This window comes from Humibacter antri (assembly GCF_054777235.1).
In genome coordinates, this window is sequence record NZ_BAAHAW010000042.1 from 90,116 (window position 1) to 113,187 (window position 23,072).

20 protein-coding genes are annotated in these 23,072 nt (G+C 67.7%); 8 read left to right on the forward strand and 12 right to left on the reverse strand.

The annotated features are described in order from the left end of the window. Nucleotides 1–66: 66 nt before the first annotated feature. The gene (locus tag ACYVDK_RS15870; RefSeq protein WP_460523496.1) at nucleotides 67–1,695 is read left to right on the forward strand and encodes an ATP-binding protein; all 1,629 of its coding nucleotides are present in this window, start codon (nucleotides 67–69) and stop codon (nucleotides 1,693–1,695) included. After that, a complete protein-coding gene (locus ACYVDK_RS15875; RefSeq protein ID WP_460523498.1) occupies nucleotides 1,692–2,360 on the forward strand; it encodes a response regulator in 669 nt (222 codons plus the stop codon). The genes ACYVDK_RS15870 and ACYVDK_RS15875 overlap by 4 nt, the downstream gene beginning before the upstream one ends. A 15-nt stretch (nucleotides 2,361–2,375) precedes the next feature. On the opposite strand, the gene ACYVDK_RS15880 is transcribed toward ACYVDK_RS15875, so the two are convergent. Next, nucleotides 2,376–2,681, reverse strand: a complete 306-nt coding sequence (locus tag ACYVDK_RS15880; protein WP_460523500.1) for a helix-turn-helix domain-containing protein — start codon at nucleotides 2,679–2,681, stop codon at nucleotides 2,376–2,378. After that, nucleotides 2,678–3,037 (reverse strand): type II toxin-antitoxin system RelE/ParE family toxin, encoded by a 360-nt coding sequence (locus ACYVDK_RS15885; protein ID WP_460523502.1) that lies wholly within the window; start codon nucleotides 3,035–3,037, stop codon nucleotides 2,678–2,680. The genes ACYVDK_RS15880 and ACYVDK_RS15885 overlap by 4 nt, the downstream gene beginning before the upstream one ends. Nucleotides 3,038–3,265: 228 nt before the next feature. On the opposite strand from ACYVDK_RS15885, the gene ACYVDK_RS15890 reads away from it, so the two are divergent. Together ACYVDK_RS15890 and ACYVDK_RS15895 are read left to right on the forward strand one after the other, a co-directional pair. After that, nucleotides 3,266–4,168 carry an ABC transporter ATP-binding protein gene (locus ACYVDK_RS15890; protein WP_460523504.1) on the forward strand — a complete coding sequence of 301 codons (903 nt, stop codon included), beginning with the start codon at nucleotides 3,266–3,268 and terminating at the stop codon, nucleotides 4,166–4,168. Beyond that, nucleotides 4,165–4,983 (forward strand): ABC transporter permease, encoded by an 819-nt coding sequence (locus ACYVDK_RS15895; protein WP_460523506.1) that lies wholly within the window; start codon nucleotides 4,165–4,167, stop codon nucleotides 4,981–4,983. The genes ACYVDK_RS15890 and ACYVDK_RS15895 overlap by 4 nt, the downstream gene beginning before the upstream one ends. A gap of 125 nt (nucleotides 4,984–5,108) precedes the next feature. Here the strand turns inward: ACYVDK_RS15895 and ACYVDK_RS15900 are convergent, their stop codons facing one another. Beyond that, entirely contained in the window at nucleotides 5,109–7,301 is a 2,193-nt protein-coding gene (locus tag ACYVDK_RS15900) for an MMPL family transporter (protein ID WP_460523508.1), read from the reverse strand. A gap of 260 nt (nucleotides 7,302–7,561) precedes the next feature. Between ACYVDK_RS15900 and ACYVDK_RS15905 the strand changes: the two genes are divergently transcribed. Then, nucleotides 7,562–7,993, forward strand: a complete 432-nt coding sequence (locus ACYVDK_RS15905; protein ID WP_460523510.1) for a hypothetical protein — start codon at nucleotides 7,562–7,564, stop codon at nucleotides 7,991–7,993. Nucleotides 7,994–8,093: 100 nt separating this feature from the next. Here ACYVDK_RS15905 and ACYVDK_RS15910 read toward each other — a convergent pair whose 3' ends face one another. The 6 genes from ACYVDK_RS15910 to yczR all read right to left on the reverse strand — a co-directional run bounded on the left by ACYVDK_RS15910 (nucleotide 8,094) and on the right by yczR (nucleotide 18,405). Beyond that, nucleotides 8,094–10,235 carry a DEAD/DEAH box helicase gene (locus tag ACYVDK_RS15910; protein ID WP_460523512.1) on the reverse strand — a complete coding sequence of 714 codons (2,142 nt, stop codon included), beginning with the start codon at nucleotides 10,233–10,235 and terminating at the stop codon, nucleotides 8,094–8,096. 271 nt (nucleotides 10,236–10,506) lie between these two features. After that, the gene (locus ACYVDK_RS15915) at nucleotides 10,507–10,728 is read right to left on the reverse strand and encodes a hypothetical protein (protein ID WP_460523513.1); all 222 of its coding nucleotides are present in this window, start codon (nucleotides 10,726–10,728) and stop codon (nucleotides 10,507–10,509) included. 160 nt (nucleotides 10,729–10,888) lie between these two features. Further along, entirely contained in the window at nucleotides 10,889–12,040 is a 1,152-nt protein-coding gene (locus tag ACYVDK_RS15920; protein WP_460523515.1) for a low temperature requirement protein A, read from the reverse strand. A gap of 242 nt (nucleotides 12,041–12,282) precedes the next feature. Further along, on the reverse strand, nucleotides 12,283–13,170 hold the full coding sequence (locus tag ACYVDK_RS15925) for a helix-turn-helix transcriptional regulator (protein WP_460523517.1): 888 nt from the start codon (nucleotides 13,168–13,170) through the stop codon (nucleotides 12,283–12,285). 236 nt (nucleotides 13,171–13,406) lie between these two features. Then, nucleotides 13,407–16,811, reverse strand: a complete 3,405-nt coding sequence (locus tag ACYVDK_RS15930; RefSeq protein WP_460523519.1) for an efflux RND transporter permease subunit — start codon at nucleotides 16,809–16,811, stop codon at nucleotides 13,407–13,409. Nucleotides 16,812–16,974: 163 nt separating this feature from the next. Further along, nucleotides 16,975–18,405 (reverse strand): aminotransferase-like domain-containing protein, encoded by a 1,431-nt coding sequence (gene yczR, locus ACYVDK_RS15935; protein WP_460523521.1) that lies wholly within the window; start codon nucleotides 18,403–18,405, stop codon nucleotides 16,975–16,977. Between the two features lie 62 nt (nucleotides 18,406–18,467). Between yczR and yczE the strand changes: the two genes are divergently transcribed. Beyond that, a complete protein-coding gene (yczE, locus tag ACYVDK_RS15940; protein ID WP_460523523.1) occupies nucleotides 18,468–19,334 on the forward strand; it encodes a membrane protein YczE in 867 nt (288 codons plus the stop codon). A 190-nt stretch (nucleotides 19,335–19,524) separates the two neighbouring features. Here the strand turns inward: yczE and ACYVDK_RS15945 are convergent, their stop codons facing one another. Both ACYVDK_RS15945 and ACYVDK_RS15950 read right to left on the reverse strand, forming a co-directional pair. Beyond that, nucleotides 19,525–20,313 carry a MerR family transcriptional regulator gene (locus tag ACYVDK_RS15945; RefSeq protein WP_460523525.1) on the reverse strand — a complete coding sequence of 263 codons (789 nt, stop codon included), beginning with the start codon at nucleotides 20,311–20,313 and terminating at the stop codon, nucleotides 19,525–19,527. 112 nt (nucleotides 20,314–20,425) lie between these two features. Further along, on the reverse strand, nucleotides 20,426–20,773 hold the full coding sequence (locus ACYVDK_RS15950) for a hypothetical protein (protein ID WP_460523527.1): 348 nt from the start codon (nucleotides 20,771–20,773) through the stop codon (nucleotides 20,426–20,428). Between the two features lie 195 nt (nucleotides 20,774–20,968). Between ACYVDK_RS15950 and ACYVDK_RS15955 the strand changes: the two genes are divergently transcribed. After that, nucleotides 20,969–21,823 (forward strand): DUF4097 family beta strand repeat-containing protein, encoded by an 855-nt coding sequence (locus ACYVDK_RS15955; RefSeq protein WP_460523529.1) that lies wholly within the window; start codon nucleotides 20,969–20,971, stop codon nucleotides 21,821–21,823. Continuing rightward, nucleotides 21,820–22,449: a PadR family transcriptional regulator gene (locus tag ACYVDK_RS15960; protein ID WP_460523531.1), complete on the forward strand. Its 630-nt coding sequence runs from the start codon at nucleotides 21,820–21,822 to the stop codon at nucleotides 22,447–22,449. The genes ACYVDK_RS15955 and ACYVDK_RS15960 overlap by 4 nt, the downstream gene beginning before the upstream one ends. A gap of 191 nt (nucleotides 22,450–22,640) precedes the next feature. Here ACYVDK_RS15960 and ACYVDK_RS15965 read toward each other — a convergent pair whose 3' ends face one another. Next, nucleotides 22,641–22,892, reverse strand: a complete 252-nt coding sequence (locus ACYVDK_RS15965) for a hypothetical protein (RefSeq protein ID WP_460523533.1) — start codon at nucleotides 22,890–22,892, stop codon at nucleotides 22,641–22,643. Between the last annotated feature and the right edge of the window lie 180 nt (nucleotides 22,893–23,072).

A 23,072-nucleotide genomic window follows, 5' to 3' on the forward strand; every position in this document is an offset into this window, starting at 1 on the left:
CGCGGGCAGCGCTGCCCACCGCTTGAAACCAGAGACTTCTCAATCAGATCCAGGAAAATGGCGGCTATGTCGACGACGACACGGATGCCTTGGCGGTCCTGGCCGCTCGCCACCCAGATCCTCATCTGGGTGCTGTGCATCCTCATCGTGACGAGTGCGATCGGCGCGATCGTGTTCGCCCAGATCAGCAGCGCGACCGTCGACGAGCAGTACCAGCAGCGGTCGCTCGCGGTGGCCTCGTCGGTCGCACAGATGCCGCAGATCATCGATGACGTGGCGAAGGGCGACCCGCAGCATGAGATCCGGGACCTGGCCGAGCGGGTGCGCAAGGCGACCGGGGCCAGCTATGTGGTCGTCACCGATCGGAACGGGGTGCGGTTCTCGCATCCGAATCCGGCTCTCATCGGGCAGAAGCTCGAGGAACCTGTCGCCGTGCTCGATGGCCGCACGCATGTCGGCATCGACCCGGGAAGCCTCGGCCGTTCGGCGAACGGCAAGGCACCGATCTTCGATGCCGCGCACGCGGTGATCGGCCAGGTATCGGTCGGCATCCTCGAGACGGAGGAATCCGCGGACAACGCGCGCGACATCGCGCTCATCGCCGGGTACTCACTGCTCGCGTTGGCGATCGGCGCCATCGGCTCGCTCATACTCGCCCGCCGCATCAAACGGGTCACGTTCGGCCTCGAACCGGCCTCGATCGCCGCGCTGCTGCAGGAGCGCGAGGCCATGCTCCACGGCATCCGCGAAGGCATGATCGGATTCGACGCCTCCGGCCGCGTCACCGTGCTGAACGGCGAGGCGCGGCGGCTGCTGGGGCTGGAGGGCGAGGTGCTCGGCCGGCGACTGGAGGAGATCCTGCCGGTCGGTCGGCTGCGCGATCTGCTCACCGGCGAGTTGCCGGCATCCGACAGCAACATCCTCACCGACGACGCCCTGCTCGTGGTGAACCGGATGCCCGTGGCACTCGCCGGCCGCGACGTCGGCGCCGTGGTCACGCTGCGGGACCGCACGGAGGCGGAGGCGCTGATCCGCGAGATCCGGGCGATCGACGGGCTGAGCCAGGCGCTGCGCGCTCAGGAGCACGAGTACGCGAACCGGCTGCACGTGATCGCCGGCCTCATCGAACTCGGCGAGTACGACCAGGCCAACCACTATCTGGCGCAGATCTCGCACACGCCTTCTTCGGTCGACGACGACCTGCGGTCACGGATCGCCCCTGCGGAACTCGTGGCACTCCTCACCGCCAAGTCGGCCGTCGCTGTCGAGCGTGGCATCACGCTGGCGGTGACGCCGGATTCCCGGCTCGAAGACACCTCGCTCGACGCTGAGGTGCTGCTCACGATCGTGGGCAACCTGGTCGACAACGCGTTCGACGCCGTCGACGAGCTGCCCGGCGAACGCTCCGTCACCGTGCGCATCGTGCAGCATCACGAACTCGTCATCGACGTGCGCGACAGCGGGCCGGGTGTGCCGGATGCCCGCATCCACGACGTGCTCCGCGACGGCTATTCCACGAAGCGGTCGCGCTCGGGCAATAGGCGTGGCCTCGGGCTCGCGCTGATCAGCCGCATGGTGCGGCGGCTGGGAGGATCGATCACGGTGCATCCCGGTCCAGGAGGGCATTTCGAGGTGCACCTCCCTGTGCCTGCGCCGAAGACGGCTCGGCCCACCGAAGACGAGGTGACTGCGTGATCAGAACACTGGTGGTCGACGATGACTTCCGGGTGGCGCACATCCACGCCGAGCGCGTCACCCGGGTTCCCGGGTTCGAGTGCGTCGGTGAGGCGCACACCGCAGCCCAGGCGCGAGAGGCGATTGAGCGGCTCGAACCCGACCTCTTGCTCCTCGACGTGTACCTGCCCGACGAGAGCGGAATCTCTCTGCTCCGGTCGCTGCACAGCATGGATGCGCCGCCCGACTGCATCCTGATCACCGCGGCTCGTGATCTCGAGACGGTGCGGTCCGCGATGCGCGGCGGCGCGTTCTACTACCTGGTCAAACCGTTCGGCTTCGACCAGTTCGCCCGGGAACTCGAGGCGTACCGGGCATGGCGGGAGCAGACGGCGGCCGAGGGCACCGCGGATCAGGCATCGATCGACGAGCTGTTCGGTCTGCAGCGCACGTCGCGGCCGGATGTCTTGCGCGGCAAGCTGCCGCCGTCGATGCACAAGGTGCTCACGACCGTGCGTGACTCGACGGAGCCGATCGGTGCGGCGGCGGTCGCTGACGCGCTCGGCATGAGCCGACCCACCGCGCAGCGCTACCTCAGCGAACTGGAGCGGCGCGGCCTGATCGAGCTGCACCTGGAGTACGGCTCTACCGGGCGACCGACCAACACGTACCGGCCGCGGCGGTGATCGCGGCTCCCGCCTTCAGGCGATCCTGGTCGGCCTGTCGTCGACGGAGATGAAGAGGCTCGGCTCCAGACCGATCCCGCCCAGATACCGGCGCAGCGTTTCGACCTTGAGGTTCTCGATGGTCCCGCGCTCAATCTGGGAGATCCGCTTCTGGCTGACGTGAATCTCCGACGCCAGTTGCGCTTGAGTCAAGCCTGCAGCCTTGCGCAACTCGCGCAACTGCCATGCGCGCGCTTCCGCGCGCAGCCGATCGGCGTCTGCGAAGCGCTTCTGCTCGGAGATGCCGAGGCGCTCGGCCATCTGTTCCAGCGAAATGCTCATTTCGTGCCGCCTCTCAAGTTCTTCACGTGTTCGTCGAACAGATCATCCGCCTTGGGGATGTTCTCGCGGTGCCACCGCCTCCAGTTGCCTGCCTTGTTGCCCGCGACCAACAGGATGGCTTGCCGCTGCGGATCGAACGCGAACAAGATGCGGATCGCGCTGACGGCGTTGGACGACGTCCGCAACTCCTTCATGTTGTTGTGGCGCGACCCTTCGATGGAGTCAACGAGTGGTCGATCCAGTTGCGGTCCATCCTGCGAGAGGACCGTTGCCGCAGCGATCACACGCCTCCGCACGATCGCGTCCTGCGCATCGAGCCACCCGGCGATCAACTCGAACTCGACGTGCCAGACCAAAATATGCCCTTCTCCTAGTACTCGCGGAGTGCGCCGCGAATTCTCTTCGGCGAACGGCCGACTCTATTTCGTGAGTGGCGCACGGCGAAGTGTGATCGCGACGAAGTGGAACAACGACGGAGAGGACCGCCCTGGGGAGGACGAGTCCCTCTCGACACACCGCACCTAGACCGGTATGTTCACCAGTGGTGCTTCCCGGCTTATTCGGCGTGGCGAGAGGGGTCTTCGATGTCCACCGGCATCCCGATCAAGATCGACGGCATCACCAAACGATTCGGCAGCGTCACAGCGGTCTCGAACCTGAGCTTCACTGTCGAGCCCGGCCGGGTCACCGGATTTCTCGGCCCGAATGGCGCGGGTAAGACGACGACGCTGCGCATGCTGCTGGGTCTCGTCGCACCCACAAGCGGCACCGCCACGTTCGACGGCATCCGATACCACGACCTTCCGTCACCACTCACGACCGTTGGAGCCGCGCTCGAGGCCGCGAGCTTCCACCCCGGCCGCACGGCGCGCAACCACCTGCTGGTGTACGCGCAGGCGGCTCGGATCGACCGCGGTCGCGTTGCCGAGGTGCTGAACCTAGTCGGCCTGTCGGAGTATGCGGACCGCCGCGTCGGCGGCTACTCCATGGGGATGCGCCAGCGCCTCGGCCTCGCATTCACGCTGCTCGGCGACCCCGGTGTGCTCGTGCTCGACGAGCCGATCAACGGCCTCGATCCAGAAGGCATCAAGTGGATCCGGCTGTTCCTGCGCGAACTCGCCGCGCAGGGCCGAACCGTTCTGGTCTCATCGCACCTGCTCAGCGAGGTGCAGCAGAGCGTCGACGAGGTCGTGATCATCGCCAAGGGGGAGCTCGTGCACCGCGGCACGCTGGAGAGCCTCGAGGCCGGCGACCACGTCTCGGTGCTCGTGGACTCCCCCGACCGTGACGCGCTCTCGAGGGCGCTGACCTCTGCGGGTTTCGAGTTCGAGGTGGGGCGCAGCGGTCTCGTGGTCCGCGGCACCGAAGCAGCGCACATCGGTCACATCGCATTCACTGCGGGCGTCGAACTGAGCACGCTGCAACGTCAGCGATCCGGGCTCGAGGATGTCTTTCTCTCGCTGGTCGGGGAAGGGGACTCGCTGTGAACGACTTCGTCGCGGGCATCCGATCCGAGTTCACGAAGTTCCGGACCACGCGCATGTGGTGGGTGCTGGCGATCGTGCTGTTCGGCTACGTCGCGCTGATCTCCGGAGGGCTGGGCACACTGTTCGCCGCGCTCTCGACGGGGCATCTGCACACCGTGAACGGCCAGACGCCGCACTTCGGGCACCTCGCACCGCTCATCTACAGCTTCGCCACCTCGGTCGGATACGTCTTCCCTGTTCTGCTCGGCGCCCTCGCCACCACGGGCGAGTTCCGCCACCAGACGCTCACGCCGACCTTCCTCGCCAATCCGCATCGCGGCCGCGTGCTCGGCACCAAGTCGGTCACCTCTCTCGTGATGGGTGCCTCGTACGGGGTCATCGCGCTGATCGCCTCGATCGGCGGCGGCGCCATCGCGCTCGCCGCCACCGGGCTCGACACACAGCTCGGCGACAGCGACACGTGGGCGCTGTTCGGGCGAGCGCTGATCGCGATGGCGCTGTGGGCGGTGATCGGGGTGGGGCTCGGTGTGCTGGTGCCGAATCAGGCCGCCGTGATCGTGATCATCCTTGCCTTCACACAGTTCCTCGAGCCGCTTCTGCGCCTCGCCGGCAGCTTCTCGGATGCCGCGGGCTCGGTCACGAAGTTCCTCCCCGGGACCGCAAGCGACGGGCTGGTCGGGGCGAGCTTCTTCACGGTCTCCACGCCCGGCTCCGCCATGTTGGACTGGTGGCAGGGTGGCCTCGTTCTGGTCGGATACGCGGTGCTGTTCACGGTGCTCGGCTGGCTGACCACCTGGCGCCGCGACGTGACCTGAGCCGACCCGACCCGACCCGACGTGAAAACAGGCAGGAACGTGTTTGCCACGCGGGAACAGGCAATACCTGCCTGTTCCCGCGTGATCTGCCTGTTTTCGGTGGGCGCGGTATGCATGATTCTGGACTACTCGCCTGACCCGATCGGAACCGGTACCCTCTCGACCGCGCCCGTGCCTGCTGCGACAGGTCTCTGCAACGAAGCGCCCTCGACGTCCACCGACGGCACGAGTCGTTCCAGCCATCGCGGCAGCCACCACGCCGACCGAGCGAACAGTGTCATGACGGCCGGGACAAGTGTCATCCGCACCACGAACGCGTCGACCACGATGCCGACGGCGAGAGCGAACGCGATCGGCCGGATCGTCGAGTCTCCCTCGACCACACCGTTGCCGAACACGCCAACCATGATGAGCGCGGCCGCGACGACGACCTTGGCCCCCTGCCGGAACCCGCTGCTCACCGCTTCCCGTGCACTCTCGCCGTGCACGAAGTGTTCGCGCATCCCGGTGACCAGGAACATCTCGTAGTCCATCGACAGGCCGAAAAGCACGCCGATCACGATGGTCGGCAGGAACGCGAGCAACGGGGCAGGCGGGTCGACACCGAACACGCCGCCGAGCCAGCCCCATTGGAACACCGCGACAGTGACCCCGAGCGAGGCAGCGAGGCTGAACAGGAAGCTGACGGCAGCCTTCAGCGGCACCAGGATCGATCGGAACACGGCGATCATCAGCAGAAAGGCGAACGCCGCGATGAGTCCGAGGTACAAGGGGAGCCCCGATGCCAGGCGCGCCGCTATGTCGATGTTCACCGCGGTCTGACCCGTGACGGCCAGGTGCGGAGAACCGGGGAGTCCGACTCGCATCGACGGCTCGCGCAAGGTATTCACGAGCGCCATGGTTGCGGCATCCGACGGTCCGGTCTTCGGCAGCACCATGACGAGCACGGCATCGTCCCCGACCCCGGCGACCGTTGCACGTGCGACGCCGGATGTGTCGCCCAGCTTCTGCGCGAGTGCGAACGCCTCGAGGCGTGACGCCGTTGCCGGATAGGTTGCGAGCACCTCCAGCGGCCCGTTGGCACCCGGTCCGAAGCCGTCGACGAGCAGGTCGGATGCCCGACGCACCGTCGTCGACCGGGGCTGCGTGCCGTCGTTGCCGAGTCCGAGCTGCATGCCGGCGACCGGCGCCGCGAGCACGCCGACGACGGCGAGCGCCGCCACGAAAAACAGCACCGGCCGCCTCTGAATGGCGGCGACCCAGCCCGCCGCAAGGGCACGCTTTCGCTTCCTCTCACCCGCGGCGATGCGGCGTCGAGCCCGGCGCGTGAGGACGCGGCTCCCCGCCAGCGACAGCAGGGCCGGGGTCAGCGTGAGGGCGGCCAGCATGGCGATGAAGACCGCGAAGGCTGCCGCCAGGCCCATCTGGGTGAGGAATCCGAGCCCCTCGACGGCGAGTCCCGCCAGGGCGATGATCACGGTCAGAGCGCAGAAGAACACCGCCGTGCCCGCCGTTCCGACGGCCAGCGGGAGCGACTCCTGGGGACTCATGCCCTGCAGAAGCTGACGTCGATGCCTGCTGACGATGAACAGCGAATAGTCGATGCCCACCGCCAGTCCGAGCAGCAGCGCCAGCGTCGGCGCGATGGACGTGAGCGAGACGAAGCTCGACGCCGCGTAGATCGCGGTCACACTCGTGCCGAGCCCGACGAGCGCGGAGACCAGGGGCATCCCGGCCGCGAGAATCGTGCCGAACGTGATCAGAAGCACGATGAGCGCGACGACCAGGCCGGGCAGCAGATTCGACGAGGATGACGCGTTGCCGACGAGACTCGACGTGGCCTCGACATCCAACCCAGGGGTGTTCACGGCGGTGACCAGCTTCTGGATGCTGTCCGCCGTCGCGGACGACACGGAGCCGGTGTCGAGCTTCACCGAGATGTAGCCGACGCGGCCGTGCGGCGAGAGCCCTCCCGCAGCAGAATGGGCGAACGGATCGACCGCCGACGACACCCCATCGACGTCCGCGAGCTTTCTCGTGAGTCGCGCAACGACACGGGCATCGGATGCCGTGAGCTGCTGTCCCTTCGGCGCCGCGAACACGACGCTCCCGCTGCCGTCGCCCGTGCCGAACGTCCTGTCGACCGTGTGCAAGGTCGTGATCGACGGCAGGCCCTCGATCGTGATGTTCCCGTTCAGCGATTTCGCGATCGTCAGCATTCCGGTCACCGCGGAGACGAGCAGCACCACCCACGCTGCGATCACCCACCAACGGCGTCGCGCACAGAACGCCCCTACCGCTTGCCACCATCGAGCCATCGTTCGCACGCCTTCCGGGTCACCGTTCGTGACGGCATCCGCCGCCCCATCCGATGCTTCTCGGCGCCATCCGCTGGCAACACGGCCTCAGGGTGGAGATCCGGGTGGAGAACCGGATGGAGGAGACCGGCTGGAACCACTCGCTCCGGCTACTCCGCGGAGAGTACCCGGCGATACTCCTGTCGCCTCATGACAGCAGGCAACGGGTGTGAAGAGAATGGCGCATGACGGTTGAAGCCGTCGGAGAAGAGGAATCGCCGATGTCAACGCAGGCGCATACGAGCAGGCCCGAGAAGCTGGCCCGTCGATCCCGCGAAGCGCTTTACACGCTGGCCCTGCAGTTTCTGCTCGGCATGGCCGCCAACCTGATCGGCAGCCCCGAGGAGAACACGGGCGCTGCCGTCGCCTTCGCCGGAATCGTCCTCGCGCTGCACGCGCTGGTGGGGATCGGCCTGATCGTCGTCGCCGTGCGGGTGTGGATGGCCGCCCGAAGCGCGGGAGCGGGCGCGCGTTCGGCGCTCTGGGCGTTCATCGTCATCATCGCCACGTTCCTGATCGGGATCGGGACCATGATGACGGGCAACGGATGGCTGTCGTTCCTCATGTCGGTCGGATTCGTCGCAGCGGCCGCCCTCTACGTTCGAATCGACGCCAGCGCGCTCGGTCGACGGCGCGCATCCGCCACCCACTGACCGGCGACCACCGCACGACCACTGCTGCGGCTGCGACTGCGAAAACGCCCCGACGCGCCAGCTGGCGGTCGGGGCGTTTCGCAATCTCGAGTCGTGGCTGTCAGGCGACCGGTGCCTCGGACCCGACCACGACGACGTCGCTGATGCGCGCGTCGCCCGCCGCGACCTCCTCGAACTCCGCCTCGATCTCGGCGCGAGAAAGCAGCTCGGTCATGCGACGGCGGCGCTGACGCGGAATCAGCGTGACGACGGTGCCCGGCTTACCGGCACGGCCGGTGCGGCCGGAACGGTGCAGGTACGTCTTGTACTCGTCGGGAGCATCCGCCTGGATGACCAGATCGATGTCGTCGACGTGGATGCCGCGCGCTGCGACATCCGTCGCCACCAGCACCGAGACGCGGCCGTTCGACAACTTGTCGAGGTTGCGCTGGCGTCGGGACTGGCTCAGGTCGCCGTGCAGAGACACCGCGGGGATGCCGGCGTCGTCGAGCTGGTCGGCCAGCTGCTCCGCGAACGCGCGAGTGCGGGCGAAGACCAGCGTCTTTCCATCACGGTCGGCGAGCTGCTCGACGATCGCGCCCTTCTCGCGGTGCTCGATCACGAAGACACGGTGATCGATCGTTCCAGACGCCTGGTCTTCGCCGGCGACCTCGTGCACGGCAGGGGAGACGAGGAACTCGTCGACGAGATTCGCGACGCCCGAGTCGAGCGTTGCCGAGAACAGCAGCTTCTGGCCGCCCTCCGAGGTGCGACGCAGGATGCGCTGCACCGGCTCGAGAAAGCCCAGGTCGCACATGTGGTCGGCCTCGTCGAGCACCGTGATGACGACCTCGCTGAGGTCGAGGCGGCCCTGCTCGATGAGATCTTCGATGCGTCCAGGGGTGCCGATCACGATGTCGACGCCGCGCTGCAAGGCCCCGACCTGACGCTGCTGCGGAACGCCGCCGTAGATCTGCGTGGTGAAGAGACCGACGCTGCGGGCGATCGGCTGCACCGTGCGGTCGATCTGCAGCGCGAGCTCGCGGGTCGGCGCAAGTATCAGGGCGCGGGGCTTGCGACCCATCTGGCGCTTGCCGCCGGACTTGCCATGTTCGGCCCAGAGCGTCATGAGCCTCTCCGTGAGCGGCGCACCGAAGGCGATCGTCTTGCCGCTACCGGTGCGGCCACGGCCGAGTACGTCTCGTCCGGAGAGCACATCGGGGATGGTCGCCGCCTGGATCGGGAACGGCGCGGCCGCTCCGAGCTCGGCGAGGGCGCGCACGATGTTGCCGCCGAGCCCGAGGTCGCCGAACGTCACGCCGTCGACATCGGATGCCTGGATCGCCTCTGCCTGCAGCCGTTCGAGAACGACGTCGTCGGTCGGTGCGTGCGAGGCACGGTCGTCGCGCTTCGGGTAGAAGTCGGAGTCGCGGCGCTCACGCGGCGCATGCGTGCGGCTTTCGTCGAACGAACGACGAGGACGATCGTCGTCGGAACGCCGACGCGGGCGATCGTCGTACTGGCGACGGGGACGGTCGTTGTCGAACTGACGGCGCGGACGGTCGTTGCCGAACTCGCGGCGCGGACGATCGTTGTCGAACTGACGGCGCGGGCGATCGTTGTCGAACTGACGGCGCGGACGGTCGTTGTCGAAGTCACGGCGCGGGCGATCGTTGTCGTGCTCGCGACGCGGGCGATCGTTGTCGAACTGACGACGCGGACGGTCGTTATCGAACTCACGGCGCGGACGGTCCTCGCTGTCGGCGCGACGGGGGCGGTCGTCGTACTGACGACGGGGCCGATCATCGTCGAACCGGCGCGCGGGGCGGTCGCGATCGAACGAGCGACGCGGGCGGTCGTCGTATGACCGACGCTGACTGTCGCCGTACGAGCGGCGTGGGCGGTCGTCGGAACGACGCTCGTCGCGTTCGCCGTGGAGTCCGCGATCCTGGGCACGTGCCCCGCGGTGGTCGCGCTCGTCGGAACGGTCACGCGAATCGAACCCGCCATCGCCGTTCGCCTGGGCGCCACGCGGACGCGACGGAGCAACGCCGCGGGCGGCTCGCTCGTCGGCCGTCCAGCGGCGCTTCTTGGGGGCATCCGTCTCGGATTCCGGTCGATAGCCACGGTGGCCGACGCTGCGGCTGCCGGGCTTGACACCGGCCTTGGCTCCGAACGGCTTCTTGCCGCCGGACTTCTGACCGTAGCGCGGGTCGAAATCGCGCGCCGGGCGTCCGCCGGCGGGCTTCTTGTTCTTGGGCATGAGGATTCTTCTGGGTTGTTCTGGAGTGTGCATGGCAGAACCCGCGACACGTCGTCGCGTCCTTGCAGAACCTGCAGACAGAAGGCGTCGAGCGCCGTCCGCGCGAGGGCATACAGTGGTCATCCGCCGCGGCGTACATCGACGCAAAAAGGTGCGAACTGCACCGGCGGAACCGGCCCCACGGACTTACAAACCCATCCGCGCGACTCGCGCGGTGTCCAGAGCCGACCGTGCAACGATACACGATGCCCGCTGGGAGTGCGCTGCGCGGTCATGCGGCCGCGCCGTGCGACAGCGACAGCGACAGCGACAGCGACAGCGACAGCGACAGCGACAGCGACAGCGACAGCGACAGCGACAGCGACAGCGACAGCGTGGCTACGCCGCAGTATGTCGCACGATGCGCCGGAAAACACGCTGTGCGCCGGACCAGATCGAGGTATTCTTCCGGCCGACCGTGCGTTTTCCGGCCGACCGCGCGACCCGGCTGCACCGTGCGTTATCCGGCCGACCCTGCGACTCGGCCGACCGTGCGCTATCCGGCCGACCGTGCGATCCGGCCGCACCTGGCGTTTTCAGGCCGACCGCGCGACCCCCGGCCGTGCACGGGCCACACCCACGGGCGCGGACATCGACGTCCTGCGTACCGGTTGTCAGGAGATGCTCTGCGCGCGCGTCCTGACCGCTGCCGCCCGCTCGGCCACGAGCATCAGCACGACGATGGCGAGCACGACCACCAGCAGAACGACCACGGGTGCGACGTATCCGACGACCGCGGACGCGAGCACGGCGGCCGCACCGGCAACGCGCCATCCGATCGGCCCGAGCCGCAGGGTTCTGCGGTAAGCGGCCTCACCGAGCACGTATACGGCGACGCCCGCCGAGATCAGCCACACGTAGGCGGGCTGCGCCACCGCGAAGGCGTCTTCTAGTGCTCCGTGTAGGCCGGATGCCAGATAGATCAGTCCGACGATCATCACGAGGTGCTCGAGGTAATAGGCCACGATTCCGATGGTCGCGCGGCGCTGCGGAGAGGCATCCTCCATCGCCAGCACTGCGCGTTCGTCGTCGCCGGTGAAGTAGCACCACCACAGCGAGGCGATCGTCGCGACCGTCACGAGCGCACCGACGATGACGGCCGGGTCGAGCGTGTGGCGCGTGAGGCCGGAACCGACGGAGACGATGGACTCGCCGAACACGATGATCATGACGGCGCCGTGCCGCTCGACGAAGTGCTCGGGGCCGAGCGCCAGGCCGATGCGGCGGGTGATCAACGCGGAGATCGCGAAGAAGACGTAAGGCAGCAGGAAGAACACCCAGTCGAGCGGGCCGACGATGAACCCCGAGGCAAGGAGGCTGAGCGCAGCCATCAGGTTGAGCGGGCCGACCCGGAGCATGGTCCGTACTGCGCTCGATCCGCCCCGGCCGATGAAGAGGCCCGCGTGGATGATGACCACGACCAGGTAGCAGACGCCGAACAGCACGCCGTCTGCGCCCCAGGCATCCGTCAGCGACAGCGACATGACCAGGAACGCGGCCATCGCCACGATCAGCATCACGCGGGTGAAGGCGGTCTGCTCCGCGGCTTGGTTGGTGAGCCACGAGTAGGCGTCGTACATCCACCACATGACGCCGACCGTGATGAACGCCTGAATCGCGACGACGACGGTGGGATGCGCGAGGATCGCCTGGGCGACCTGGCTCACGGCATAGACGAAGACGAGGTCGAACAGCAGCTCGAGCGTCGACACGCGCGACGCGATGCGATTGATGCGCCCTGGTGCACGCGAGGGCTGTGACGTCATGCGCCCATTCTCGTCAGGGGAGGCGACGGCCACGGTTCTCGGCCCGGCGTGGGTTCTCGGCCAGGCAGGTGTTCACGATCCGGCGGGCTCAGAAACTGGCTGGCGCTCACCGCCCGGCAGGTTCCCGACCAGGCAGGTTTCCGGCCCGCCGTGGGTTCTCGGCCAGGCAGGCGCCCACGATCCGGCGGGCTCAGAAACTGGCTGGCGTTCACGACCCGGCAGGTTCCCGACCCGGCAGGCGCTCATGACCCTGCCGTCGCGGACTCCTGGTGCGGCGCCGGCAGTTCCGTGGTCGCCGCCCAGCTCGCCAGCAGCACCAGGGCATCGGCGGACGGCGATCCGGGCTCGGCCGTGTACGTGGACATCGTCAGCCCCGCGTCGGCCGGCAGCTCGAGCGCCTCATACGTCAGCTCGAGGTCGCCGACCACCGGGTGATGCAGGCGCTTCACCCCCGTGCGGTGGTACCGCACGTTGTGCGCGCCCCACAGCGTGCGGAACCGATCGGACTGCGTCGACAGCTCGCCGACGAGATCGGAGAACCGTTTGTCATACGGGTTGCGCCCTGCTTCGCCACGCATGGTCGCGACCAGATCTTCGCTGATCGTCGCCCATTCCACATAGAAGTCCTGCGCCGCCGGGTCGAGAAAGGTGAACCGGGCACTGTTCGGCGACGGATGCCCGAAAACCGGCGCGTAGAGAGCTCGCCCGAGCTGGTTGGCGCCGACGTAGTCGAAGTAGTTGTTCCTCACGATCGTCGGCGCTCCCGTGATGGCGTCGAGCACGCGCTGGATGCTCGGCCGCAGCGCGCCCGACGCGCGCCGCCGCGGCGAACGGATGACCGGTGACTCGTTCGCCGCCTTCGCCAGGTCGAACAGGTGCGCGCTCTCGGCTTCATCGAGCTGCAGGGCCCTGGCGAGCGCGTCGAGCACACCGTCGGATGCCCCCGCGAGGTCGCCGCGCTCCAGTCGCGTGTAGTAGTCGACGCTCACGCCTGCCAGCAGCGCGACCTCTTCCCTGCGCAGTCCGGTCACACGACGGTTGCCGCCGTACACGGGAAGCCCGGCCTCGGCCGGGGTGATGCGGGCGCGCCTGCTGGTGAGGAACTCGCGCACCTCGCTGCGGTTGTCCATGCATCCGACCGTACCCGGCGTCCGGCGATCGAGGGAGGGGCTGGCAGTACCCGGAACATCGGTCACTGCCCCGAATACCGGCACCGCGGGGCGGCGCATGATTCAGGAGAATCGGGCGGATGCCGACCGCCCGGTACCGAAAACCGCGGTCACATCCTGAATCATGCGCGGGACGGCCCGTGGCGCCTACCCTCGGACAGCCCGGCACCCACACAGGGCTACCACGGCAACGCGTCCTACCGGGCAGGCTCCAGCTCGCCGGGCGGCTCGGGCGCTGCATCGGGCGCAGCCGGCGGCGTGGGCCCGCCACCGGGCCCGCCGGCATCCGCCTCGCCCTCGCCCCGCTTCGCCGCCCGGCGTGCGCGACGTCGCTCGCGGGCACCCTCCACGAGGTTGTAGAGCGTGGGAAGCACCACGAGGGTGAGCAGGGTGGACGACACCAGCCCCCCGATCACGACGATGGCCAGCGGCTGCGAGATGAACCCGCCGTGGCCGGTCACGCCGAGCGCCATGGGCAGCAGCGCGAAGATCGTCGCCAGCGCCGTCATCAGGATCGGTCGCAGTCGACGCGAGGCACCGTGCCGTACGGCATCGGGCACGGCAAGGCCCCGGTTTCGGTACTGGTTCACCAGATCGATGAGCACGATGGCGTTCGTGACCACGATGCCGATCAGCATCAGCATTCCGATGAGGGATGCCACGCCGAGCGGCACGCCCGACACGATCTGCAGGCCGATGGCGCCCGTCGCTGCGAACGGGATCGAGACGAGCAGCAGAAGCGGCTGGCGTAGCGACTTGAACGTGGCGACCATGACGACGTAGACGATCAGGATGGCCGCCGCCATCGCAAGTAGGAGCTGCGAGAACGCGCTTCCCTGGTTGGCCGTGACGCCGCCGATCGTCGCGGATGCGCCGGAAGGCAGATCGGCCTTCTTCAGCGCCTGGGCCACCTGGGTGTTGGCGGTGGTCAGGTCGTCGCCGACCGGGTTCGCGGTGACGGTCGCGGTCTGCAGACCCTTCTGGGTGGTGACGGTGGCGGGACCCTTGGCGTCGTGCACGTCGGCCAGCGTCGACAGCGTCTGAGGTCCGCGCACGGTCTGGATCGGCAGTGCCTTCAGCTCGTCGACCGTCATCGGCTGGTTCTTGTCGGCGATGTAGATGGTCAGCGACGTGTTGTCGATCGTGACGGTGCCTGCCTGGGTCGGCTGCATGGCCTGCGACACCTGCGTGCCCACCGCCACCTCACTGAGCCCGTACTCGGCGGCCGTCGTACGGTTCACGGTCACCGCGATGTACGGCAGGGTGGAGGCGAGATTGCTCGTCACCTGGTTCACGGAGCTGAGCTTGTCGAGCTGGCTCACGACGGAATCGGTGGCTTTGCGCAGGTCGTTCTGGTTCGAGGCCGAGATATCGACCTCGAGGTTGCTCGAACCGCCGAAGCCCGCGCTAGCGGACACCTTCAGGTCTCCCGGCACGTCGAGACCCTTCAGCTCGTTCTGCACCGTCGTCTGCAGGGCGTCCTGGTCGGCGTTCGGATCGGTGGTGATCGAGAACGTGGCGCTGTTCGCGCCTCCTCCGCCGAAGGCATCCGCAAGCGCGCTGCCCGAGGTGCCGACCGAGAGCTGAACGGTCTTGATGCCGTCGGTGGCCGTGAGCTTCTTCTCCACGACCGTGGCGGCGTCGTCCTCCGCCTGCAGACTCGTGCCTGGCGGGAACGTCTGGGTCACGGTGAGCGTGTTCTGACCGCTGGAACCCAGGAAGTTCGTCTTCATCAGCGGCGCGAGCGCGAGCGATCCGCCGAGAATCAGAACGGCCACGATGATCGTCACCGCGGAGTGCTTGAGCGTGAAGTTGATGATCGGCAGGTAGCCGCGCTGCAAGCGGGACGGATGCTCGAGCTCGTCGTGTCCGCTCGCCACCGCCTGCGCTATCGACAGGTGGCTGGCCTCGTCGTCGGCCGCGAACTCGGCCTGCTGCTCCGCCGTGAGCTGCAGGCCCTTCTTGCCGGCAGCCCTTTGCGCGCTCGCAGCCTGCTTCTGCGCGCGCTTCTGCAGCCGCGCCGGGCTCGGCGGACGCACCAGCCAGTACGCGAGAACGGGAACGATGGTGAGCGCCACGAGCAGCGAAGAGAGCAGGGCGATCGTCACCGTCACGGCGAACGGCCGGAACAGCTCCCCGGTCACGTCACCGACGAACGCGATCGGCAGGAACACGGCGACCGTCGTGATGGTCGAGGCGGTCACGGCGCCGGCCACCTCGCGAACGGCGGCGATGATCGCCTTCGCCCGATCGACGCCCGGCACCATGTGCCGCTTGATGTTCTCGATCACGACGATGGAGTCATCCACCACGCGTCCGATCGCGATGGTGAGACCGCCGAGCGTGATGATGTTCAGCGTGTAGCCCCCGGCCCACATGCAGATGAAGGTGATGAGCACCGACGTGGGGATCGAGATGAACGTGACGATCGTCGACCTGATCGAAAGCAGGAAGATCAGGATGATCACCACGGCGAACAGCAGACCGAGCGCGCCTTCCTCGGCGAGCGAGTCGATCGACTGCTGAATGAACGGCGCCTGGTCGAACACGGGCGTGAACTTCGCGTTTTGGCCGAGCGCGCTCTCGAAGGTCGATGTCTGCTTCTTCACCTCACTCGACACCTCGACCGTGTTGGCGGTCGGAGTCTTCGTGACGGAGATGGTGAGCGCAGGCTTGCCGTTCACCCGGGAGATCGATGAGGTGGGGTCATCCGTGATGGCGACGGTGGCCACGTCGCCGATCGCGTGCACGGCCGGCGTCTGCGCCACCTGTGCCGCGGCCGCGCGCTGGGCTGCGGATGCGCCACCGGAGGTCGAGCCGGAGGAGGCTCCTGTCGAAGCCGCACCGGACGCCGTCGACCCCGTCGACACGAGCGGCAGCGCGGCGATCTGATCGACCGACGAGAGCGTTGACCCTGCTTGCACCGACAGCGTCTTGCCGTCTGCGGTGATCGATCCGGCACCGATGAGCACACCGCTCTGCTGCAGAGCGGTCTGGATCGACTGCACGGTCGCGCCGTCGGCGGCGAGCTTGGCCGGATCAGGCGTGATGGTGACCCGCTGACCGACGGCGCCGATCAGCTGCGCGGAGGCGACGCCATCCATCTTGGTGATGTCGGGCAGCACAAGACGTTTGATGTCGGCCGCGAGCTGCTTCTCGTTCTGGTCGCTCGTGACCGCCAGCTCGACGATCGGCAGATCGGAGATGCTCCCGGCGAACACCTGCGGTTTGACGTTCGACGGCAACCGGGACGAGATGTTGCCGATGGCCTGGTTGATCTTCTGCTCGGCCGTGTCGAGGTCGGAGCCGTACGTGAACTTGGCGGTGATGAGCGACTGGTTCGTACTGCTCACCGCCGACGTGCTGTCGAGGTTCGGCACGTTCTGAATGGCCGATTCGATCGGTGTGCTCACATCGTTCTCGACGACCTGAGGGGAGGCCCCTGGGTAGCTGGTCACGATGACGAGCTCGGGGAAGTCGATCGACGGGGTCAGCTCCTGCTTGAGGTTGGACAGCCCGATGACGCCGAACACGACGACCACGAGTGTTGCGAGTCCGATGAGAGCACGGTTCTTCATGCTCAGTACGGCGAGGGAGTGCACGTACAGATCCTTAGGTCCGGTGTGGAGCAGGGTGAATGAGGGATCTCGGCAGCGCCGCCGACCGGGCGATTATCGCACCCCACTCTGATGGTTGACGGCCGTCACCATGCATTCGGACGACCAGTGCACTCAGACGACCCGTGCACTCAGACGACGAGTGCACTCAGACGACCGCGGCGAGCATCCCGGGTTCGGTCAGCGGATGCCTGGATGCCGCCGGCCACGCCCGCAGCAGCGCCGCGACAGCGCGCTCGACCTGCGACTCGTCGTATGTCAGCGGAAGGCGCAGGAACCGCTCGAACGCGCCGTCCACTCCGAATCGCGGTCCGGCCGTGACGAGCAGGCCCTCGCTGCGGGCGGCGAGCGCGAGCTGGGAGCTGACCGGGGCACCGATGTTGACCCATGCCGCGAGACCGCCGTGCACGTGGGGCACGTTCCACTCCGGGAACGCGTCGGGCACGATCCGTTCGATCGCCGACCGGCCGGCGGCAAGCGCCAGGCGACGCTCGGCCAGCACGGTGTCGTAGCTCTCGAACAGCGCGGCCACGACCAACTGGTCGAGCACGGGCGTGCCGAGGTCCATGTTGGCGCGTACGGCATGCAGCCGTCTGATGGTCTGCCTGTCGGCCCGCACCCAGCCGATCCGCAGCCCGCCCCACATCGTCTTGCTGGCCGAGCCGATCGTGATCACGCGTGCGCCGTTCGCGGAAGCGGCCAGCGGTGGGTGGCTCTGCGGCCGGTCGATGTCGAGTTCGGCGGGCGTCTCATCCGCGACCACGACCGTGCCCTGCGCGGCCGCCGCATCGAGCAGGCGCCGGCGAACGGATGCCGTCATCGAGCGCCCGGTCGGGTTCTGGAAGTCCGGCATCACGTATGCCACCGACGGGCTCGTGCGCCGAAGTACGGACTCGAACGTCTCGACGTCCCAGCCGTCGCGCGAGTCGACGGAGACCGGCATGGTCACGATGCGGGCACCGGCTGAGCCGATCGCGTCGTAGGCGTGCGGATACGTCGGCACCTCGATCAACGCCCGGTCGCCGCGACTCACCAGCGCGCGCGAGATCAGCACGATCGCCTGCTGTGCTCCGACCGTGACGAGCACCTCGTCCGCGTCCGTCGGCAGTCCCCGCTGGGTGTACCGACGCGCGATGGCCTCGCGCAGCACGGGAAGCCCCACCGTGTCGTACCCGGTGTCGCCGAGCAGCGAGGCGACTTGCTCGGATGCCGTGCGCACGGCATCCGACATCATCGACGGCGCGGGCAGCGCCGCCTTCGTGAAGTCCAGAAGACCTCGACCCGGGGCGGTGGGCGATGCGGCTCTGCCTGGCAGCGCCGTGCGTGTGCCGGAGCCCTGGCGGCTCACCGCGAACCCCTGTTCACGTAGCCTCTGATACGCGGCCGTGACCGTGGTGCGACTCAGCTGCAGTCGGGCGGCGAGTTCACGCTCGGCCGGAAGGCGCACGCCGGAGAGCAGCCGGCCGTCGATGACGAGCAGACGGATGCGATCCGCCAGCGCTTCGTACGACGGCCCGCTGCGACGCCACTCGCCGAGCAGTTCGAGCAGAGAGCGTGAGCCGACCGACGTCGATACCATCAGGCCACATTAGCCGAATTGGCTCTACAACGATAGGGTCATTGCGCGATTGGATGCTTGTTATGCAGCCAATTCTCGCGTCATCGACTGGCGGACTCTCGACCGTCAGGAGACAGTCGCGGCGATGGAGTCCGCGGCCGCTGAGCACCCGCCCCGCGACACGTTCACGCCGGTTCACGCAGTTGCTGGCCGGCCTCTTCCTCTACGGCATCGCGATCGCGATGATGATGCAGGCGGCCATCGGCATCGAGCCCTGGGACGTGCTCTCGCAGGGCATCATGATGCACACCGGCATTCCGTTCGGTCTAGTGACCAACCTCGTCGGAGCCGTCGTTCTTCTGTTCTGGATTCCGCTGCGCCAGCGCCCCGGCATCGGCACGGTGCTGAACGTGCTGCTCGTCGGGCCGTCTGCACAGTTCGGGCTGTGGGCCATTCCACAGCCGGACCAGCTCTGGGCACGCATCCTTCTCTTCGCGGGCGGTCTGCTGCTCATCGCCGTGGCATCCGGCCTCTACATCGGCGCCCAGTTCGGTCCCGGCCCCCGCGACGGTCTGATGACCGGGCTGCACGCGCGCACCGGTCGCCCGATCTGGCTGGTGCGCACCGGCATCGAGGCGGTGGTGCTGCTGGTGGGCTGGCTGCTGGGCGGCAACGTCGGATGGGGAACGCTCGCCTACGCGCTGTGCATCGGACCGCTCGTGCACGTGGCGATCCCGCTGTTCGCCCTGCGGCGCCCGGATGCCCGTGGTACAGCGGATGCAGCCGACGCCGCATCCCGCCCGGCCGCGGATGCAGCGGCAGACATGGCCTCCGGTGGGGCCGTCGACGGCGAGCGCTGCGACCTGCACGACCGCCTGGTCGAACCGGATGCGGCCGCTCGCCGCCGCGAGCCCGCACGCGAAGGCTGGGCTCTGGGCCCGCGCCGCTGACGCTCCATCGAGCGCTGCCGCGGCCCGGCGCCCCAGCACCTCGGCCAGCACCTCGGCCAGCACCTCGGCCAGCACCTCGGCCAGCAGCCGAACGGTACGGCGGAAATCACACGATGCGCCGCACGAGAAACCGTTCCTCGATACCGGCCGATCGTGCGAGGGATGCCTCGCCTCGATCGGCCGGATGGCGCTACATCCGCTCGGCGTAGACGCGGAACGCGTCGCGCACATACTCCCCGCCCTCGGTGCCGCCGTAGTTCGCGGCGAACCGGTCGTCGGCGACGTACATGTCGCCGTAGCCGAGCAGCACGTGCTCGGTGACAGTGACACCGGTCGCTGGTGCGGACAGGTTCAGCCAGTCCACGTGACGTCGCACGATCTGCTGCACACGGTCATCCGCCGGGTCGGCGCCGTCGCCGCGCGCCGCGGCGTAGTCAGCCGCGATGTCGAGGTGCTGCTGCTGGAACGCACGCTTCTCCTCGTCGGACTTCGAGCGCCACCATGCGTCACTGGACGCATACGCGTCCTTTCCCCAACGCTCCTCGACCTCGTGTTTGTACTGCGTGTGATCGAATCCATCGAAAGCCTTCTCGGCCATGATCGCCTCTCCTTTCTCCAGTGCGTCGATGGTGAACTCCACGGATTCCGCCTGCCGCGCCAACCTCTCCTGCTCGCTCTTCAGCCAGCGCAGGTGGTGCCGCAGTGCCGAGGCCTCGTCGGTCTCCCGTTCCAGCACCGCGCCGATGTCCGGCAGCCCGAGCCCGAGCTCACGCAGTAGCAGAATGCGCTGCAGTCGCACGAGCGCACGCTCGTCGTAGTAGCGGTATCCGTTGCTGCCGATGCTGCTGGGCTTGAGCAGACCGACGTCGTCGTAGTGCCGCAGCGTGCGACTGGTCGTTCCGACCAGGCGCGCCAGCTGTTGGATCGACAGCTCGACGAACTCGTCGAGCGAGCCGGCGGCATCCGTTTCGTTCCTCATGACTACGACGCTAGAGGTTGACGCAACGTCAATGTCAAGCACCGACTTTCCTCTCGCCAGGCGAATGCCCTCAGGCGAATGCCCTCAGGCGAATGCCCCAGACAAGATGCCGTCAGGCGGGGAGAGCGTCCCCGGGAAAACCGGCCGCCTGCAGCACCTCCGCGAGGAGCACGCCGGCCTGGACTGCCGGATCGCCCGCGATGATCGCCCGGGTCTCGTCGGCGCTGCCGCCGAACACACCGACACCCACGACGTCGACGCCGTTCCTGATCGGCATGACGACCGACAGGATGCCCGCATCGCGCAGCTGGAAGTTGCGGCGTCCGTGTTCGTGGAGGATCGCCTCGGACTCCGGTTCGCCGTATCGCGACCCCTTGTGCAGCAGCACCACCGTATACGAGCGGATCGCCTCGAGCGCTGTCTGGAACTCTTCGTCATCGATCTCACGCAGCTCGGCCATCTGGACTCTCCTTCACGTTCCTCGTCGGCGCGTTCCTTCTCGACTCAGCCTCCGCCCGCGACGAACCTGCGGCAAGAGGAGGGCGGTATTGAGTCAGCCGTTCCGGGTTGCGCCATCGTCTAACGCGATATATCGTGTCTTACGCAGTCGCGATATATCTCGAACCACAACGCCGACGAGAGCAAAGGAATCGACATGGCACAGGAACGCTGGATCGTGAATCCGGGAGAGAGCAAGACGATCGACGTCGAGATCGTGCGCAAGCTGAAGGTGAGCCTGATCGGCGGCCGCGTCGACGTCATCGGCCATGACGAGCCGACCGCCCGCGCCGAGGTGAACGAGGTCAGCGGCAAAGAACTGCTGATCACGATCGACGGCGACACGCTCGAGGTCGACCACCCTCAGTGGCGGTGGGACAACTTCATCGACGTGTTCCGCTCGTGGCGAGGCAAGGCGACCGCCGACGTGACGGTGCTGGTGCCGCGCGACGTCGCACTCAAGCTGGGCGTCATCTCCGCCGTCGCGCTCGTCAGCGGTCTCGTGACCGACCCCAAGCTCAACACCGTGAGCGGCGAGATCACCACCGACGGCATCGTCGGCGACCTCGACCTCAACACCGTCAGCGGCGAGCTCACCGCACGCGATCACCGCGGCGAGGTCGCAACGCACACGGTCTCCGGAGACATCACGGTGTCGGGAAGCGTCACCAAGTTCTCAGCAGACAGCGTGAGCGCGAACATCTACCTCGACCTCTTCGACGTGCCGTTCGAGGTGAAGACGAATTCGGTCTCCGGCGACCTCACGATGCGCCTCGACGAGAACGTCGGTGTGCGCTACCGCATCAACACGGTGAGCGGCGTCGCACACCTCGACGGCACGACCGTGATCAAGGGCTCGATGGGCAAGACCTACACGAGCCAGACCGGCGACCTCACGGGCAAGTGGCTCGACGTGTCGGCCAGTTCCGTCTCCGGCAACATCTCCGTGGTGCGCAGGCGGCCGGGCGAGTCGACGCGCAGCACGACGGATGCCGCCGGCGGCGCCGCATGACACCCGCCGTGTTCTCCCACGGCAGCCTGCGCCTTTACCTGCTCAGTCTGCTCGAGGCGTCCCCGAAGCACGGATACGAGCTGATCCAGGCGCTCAGCGACCGGTTCGGCGGCACGTACAGTCCCAGCGCCGGCACGATCTATCCGCGGCTGGCGAAGCTGGAAGAAGAAGGGCTCGTCACCAAGACCGCCGTGGGACGCAAGACCGTGTACGCCATCACCGACGCAGGGCGCTCGGAGTTGCGGGCACGGGCATCCGAGCTCGACGACATTGAGAACGAGGTGACCGACTCGCTGCGCCGCATGGCCGACGAGGTGCGGGCCGGCGTCAACCAGGCGATGAAGAGTCTGCGCGCCGACCTCGCTGCCGCGGCACGCGAAGCGAAGGAAGATGCCAAGCACTTCGCGCGCGAGACCTCTGCGACGTACCCCGCGCCGGACCCGCGCACGGAGTCGCGACTCGCGCTTCGCGAGGCGGAGATCGTACTCAACGAGTTCCGACAGCAGGTGCGAGCGGATCTGCGGCAGGCATCCATGCGCGACGGCATTCCCGCCGCAGCCGTCGCCGGCTTGCGCGCCGACCTCTCGCGCGTGCGCTCAGAACTGCTGGGCAAACTCGCTGGCTGAGCTCGTCGTTATCGCTGGTTGAGCTTGTCGAAACCAGTCTTGGGCGGGTTTCGACGGGCTCAACCCCCGGGAAAAGGACAGGCTCAACCCCGGGAAAAGAGAACGTGCGTCCTCTCACGCCCGGGGCCCCTGGTGCCTCGGGCGTGTCCTTCGTCGGCGTCGCGCTCAGGCGCGATCGGACTCGCGGATGCTCACGCGACCCGCCCGGTCTCCGTCACGGTTCCGTTCGGGCAGTGCAGGTACACGTGCCCGTCCTCCTTCTCCGCGACGTGACGGACGAGAGCCTCCCCGCAGAGCGGGCAGGCCGTGCTGAGCGGCGGCTGGGCGTCGTAGGGGCCGAGCGGGGCGGGTCCCAGCACCGGGACCAGCTTGCCGTCCAGCCACTCGACCGCCTGAGTCAGACCGTGCCTGTGGATCGTTGCGCCACCTCTGTTTCGTGGCATGCCATCAGGGTAGATCCCGCGCCCCGGCATGCACCCTGCCGAATCCTCGCCGGTTGGGCCACGGCCCCCGGCGAACGGGCCCGCAACGGTGAAGGACGGTTTCGACCGGCCGGGCCGGCGGTAAGCGATGAGTCGCCCTGGGCGCGGCATCGGCTTCATGCGGCAACTGGCCGACTTGAC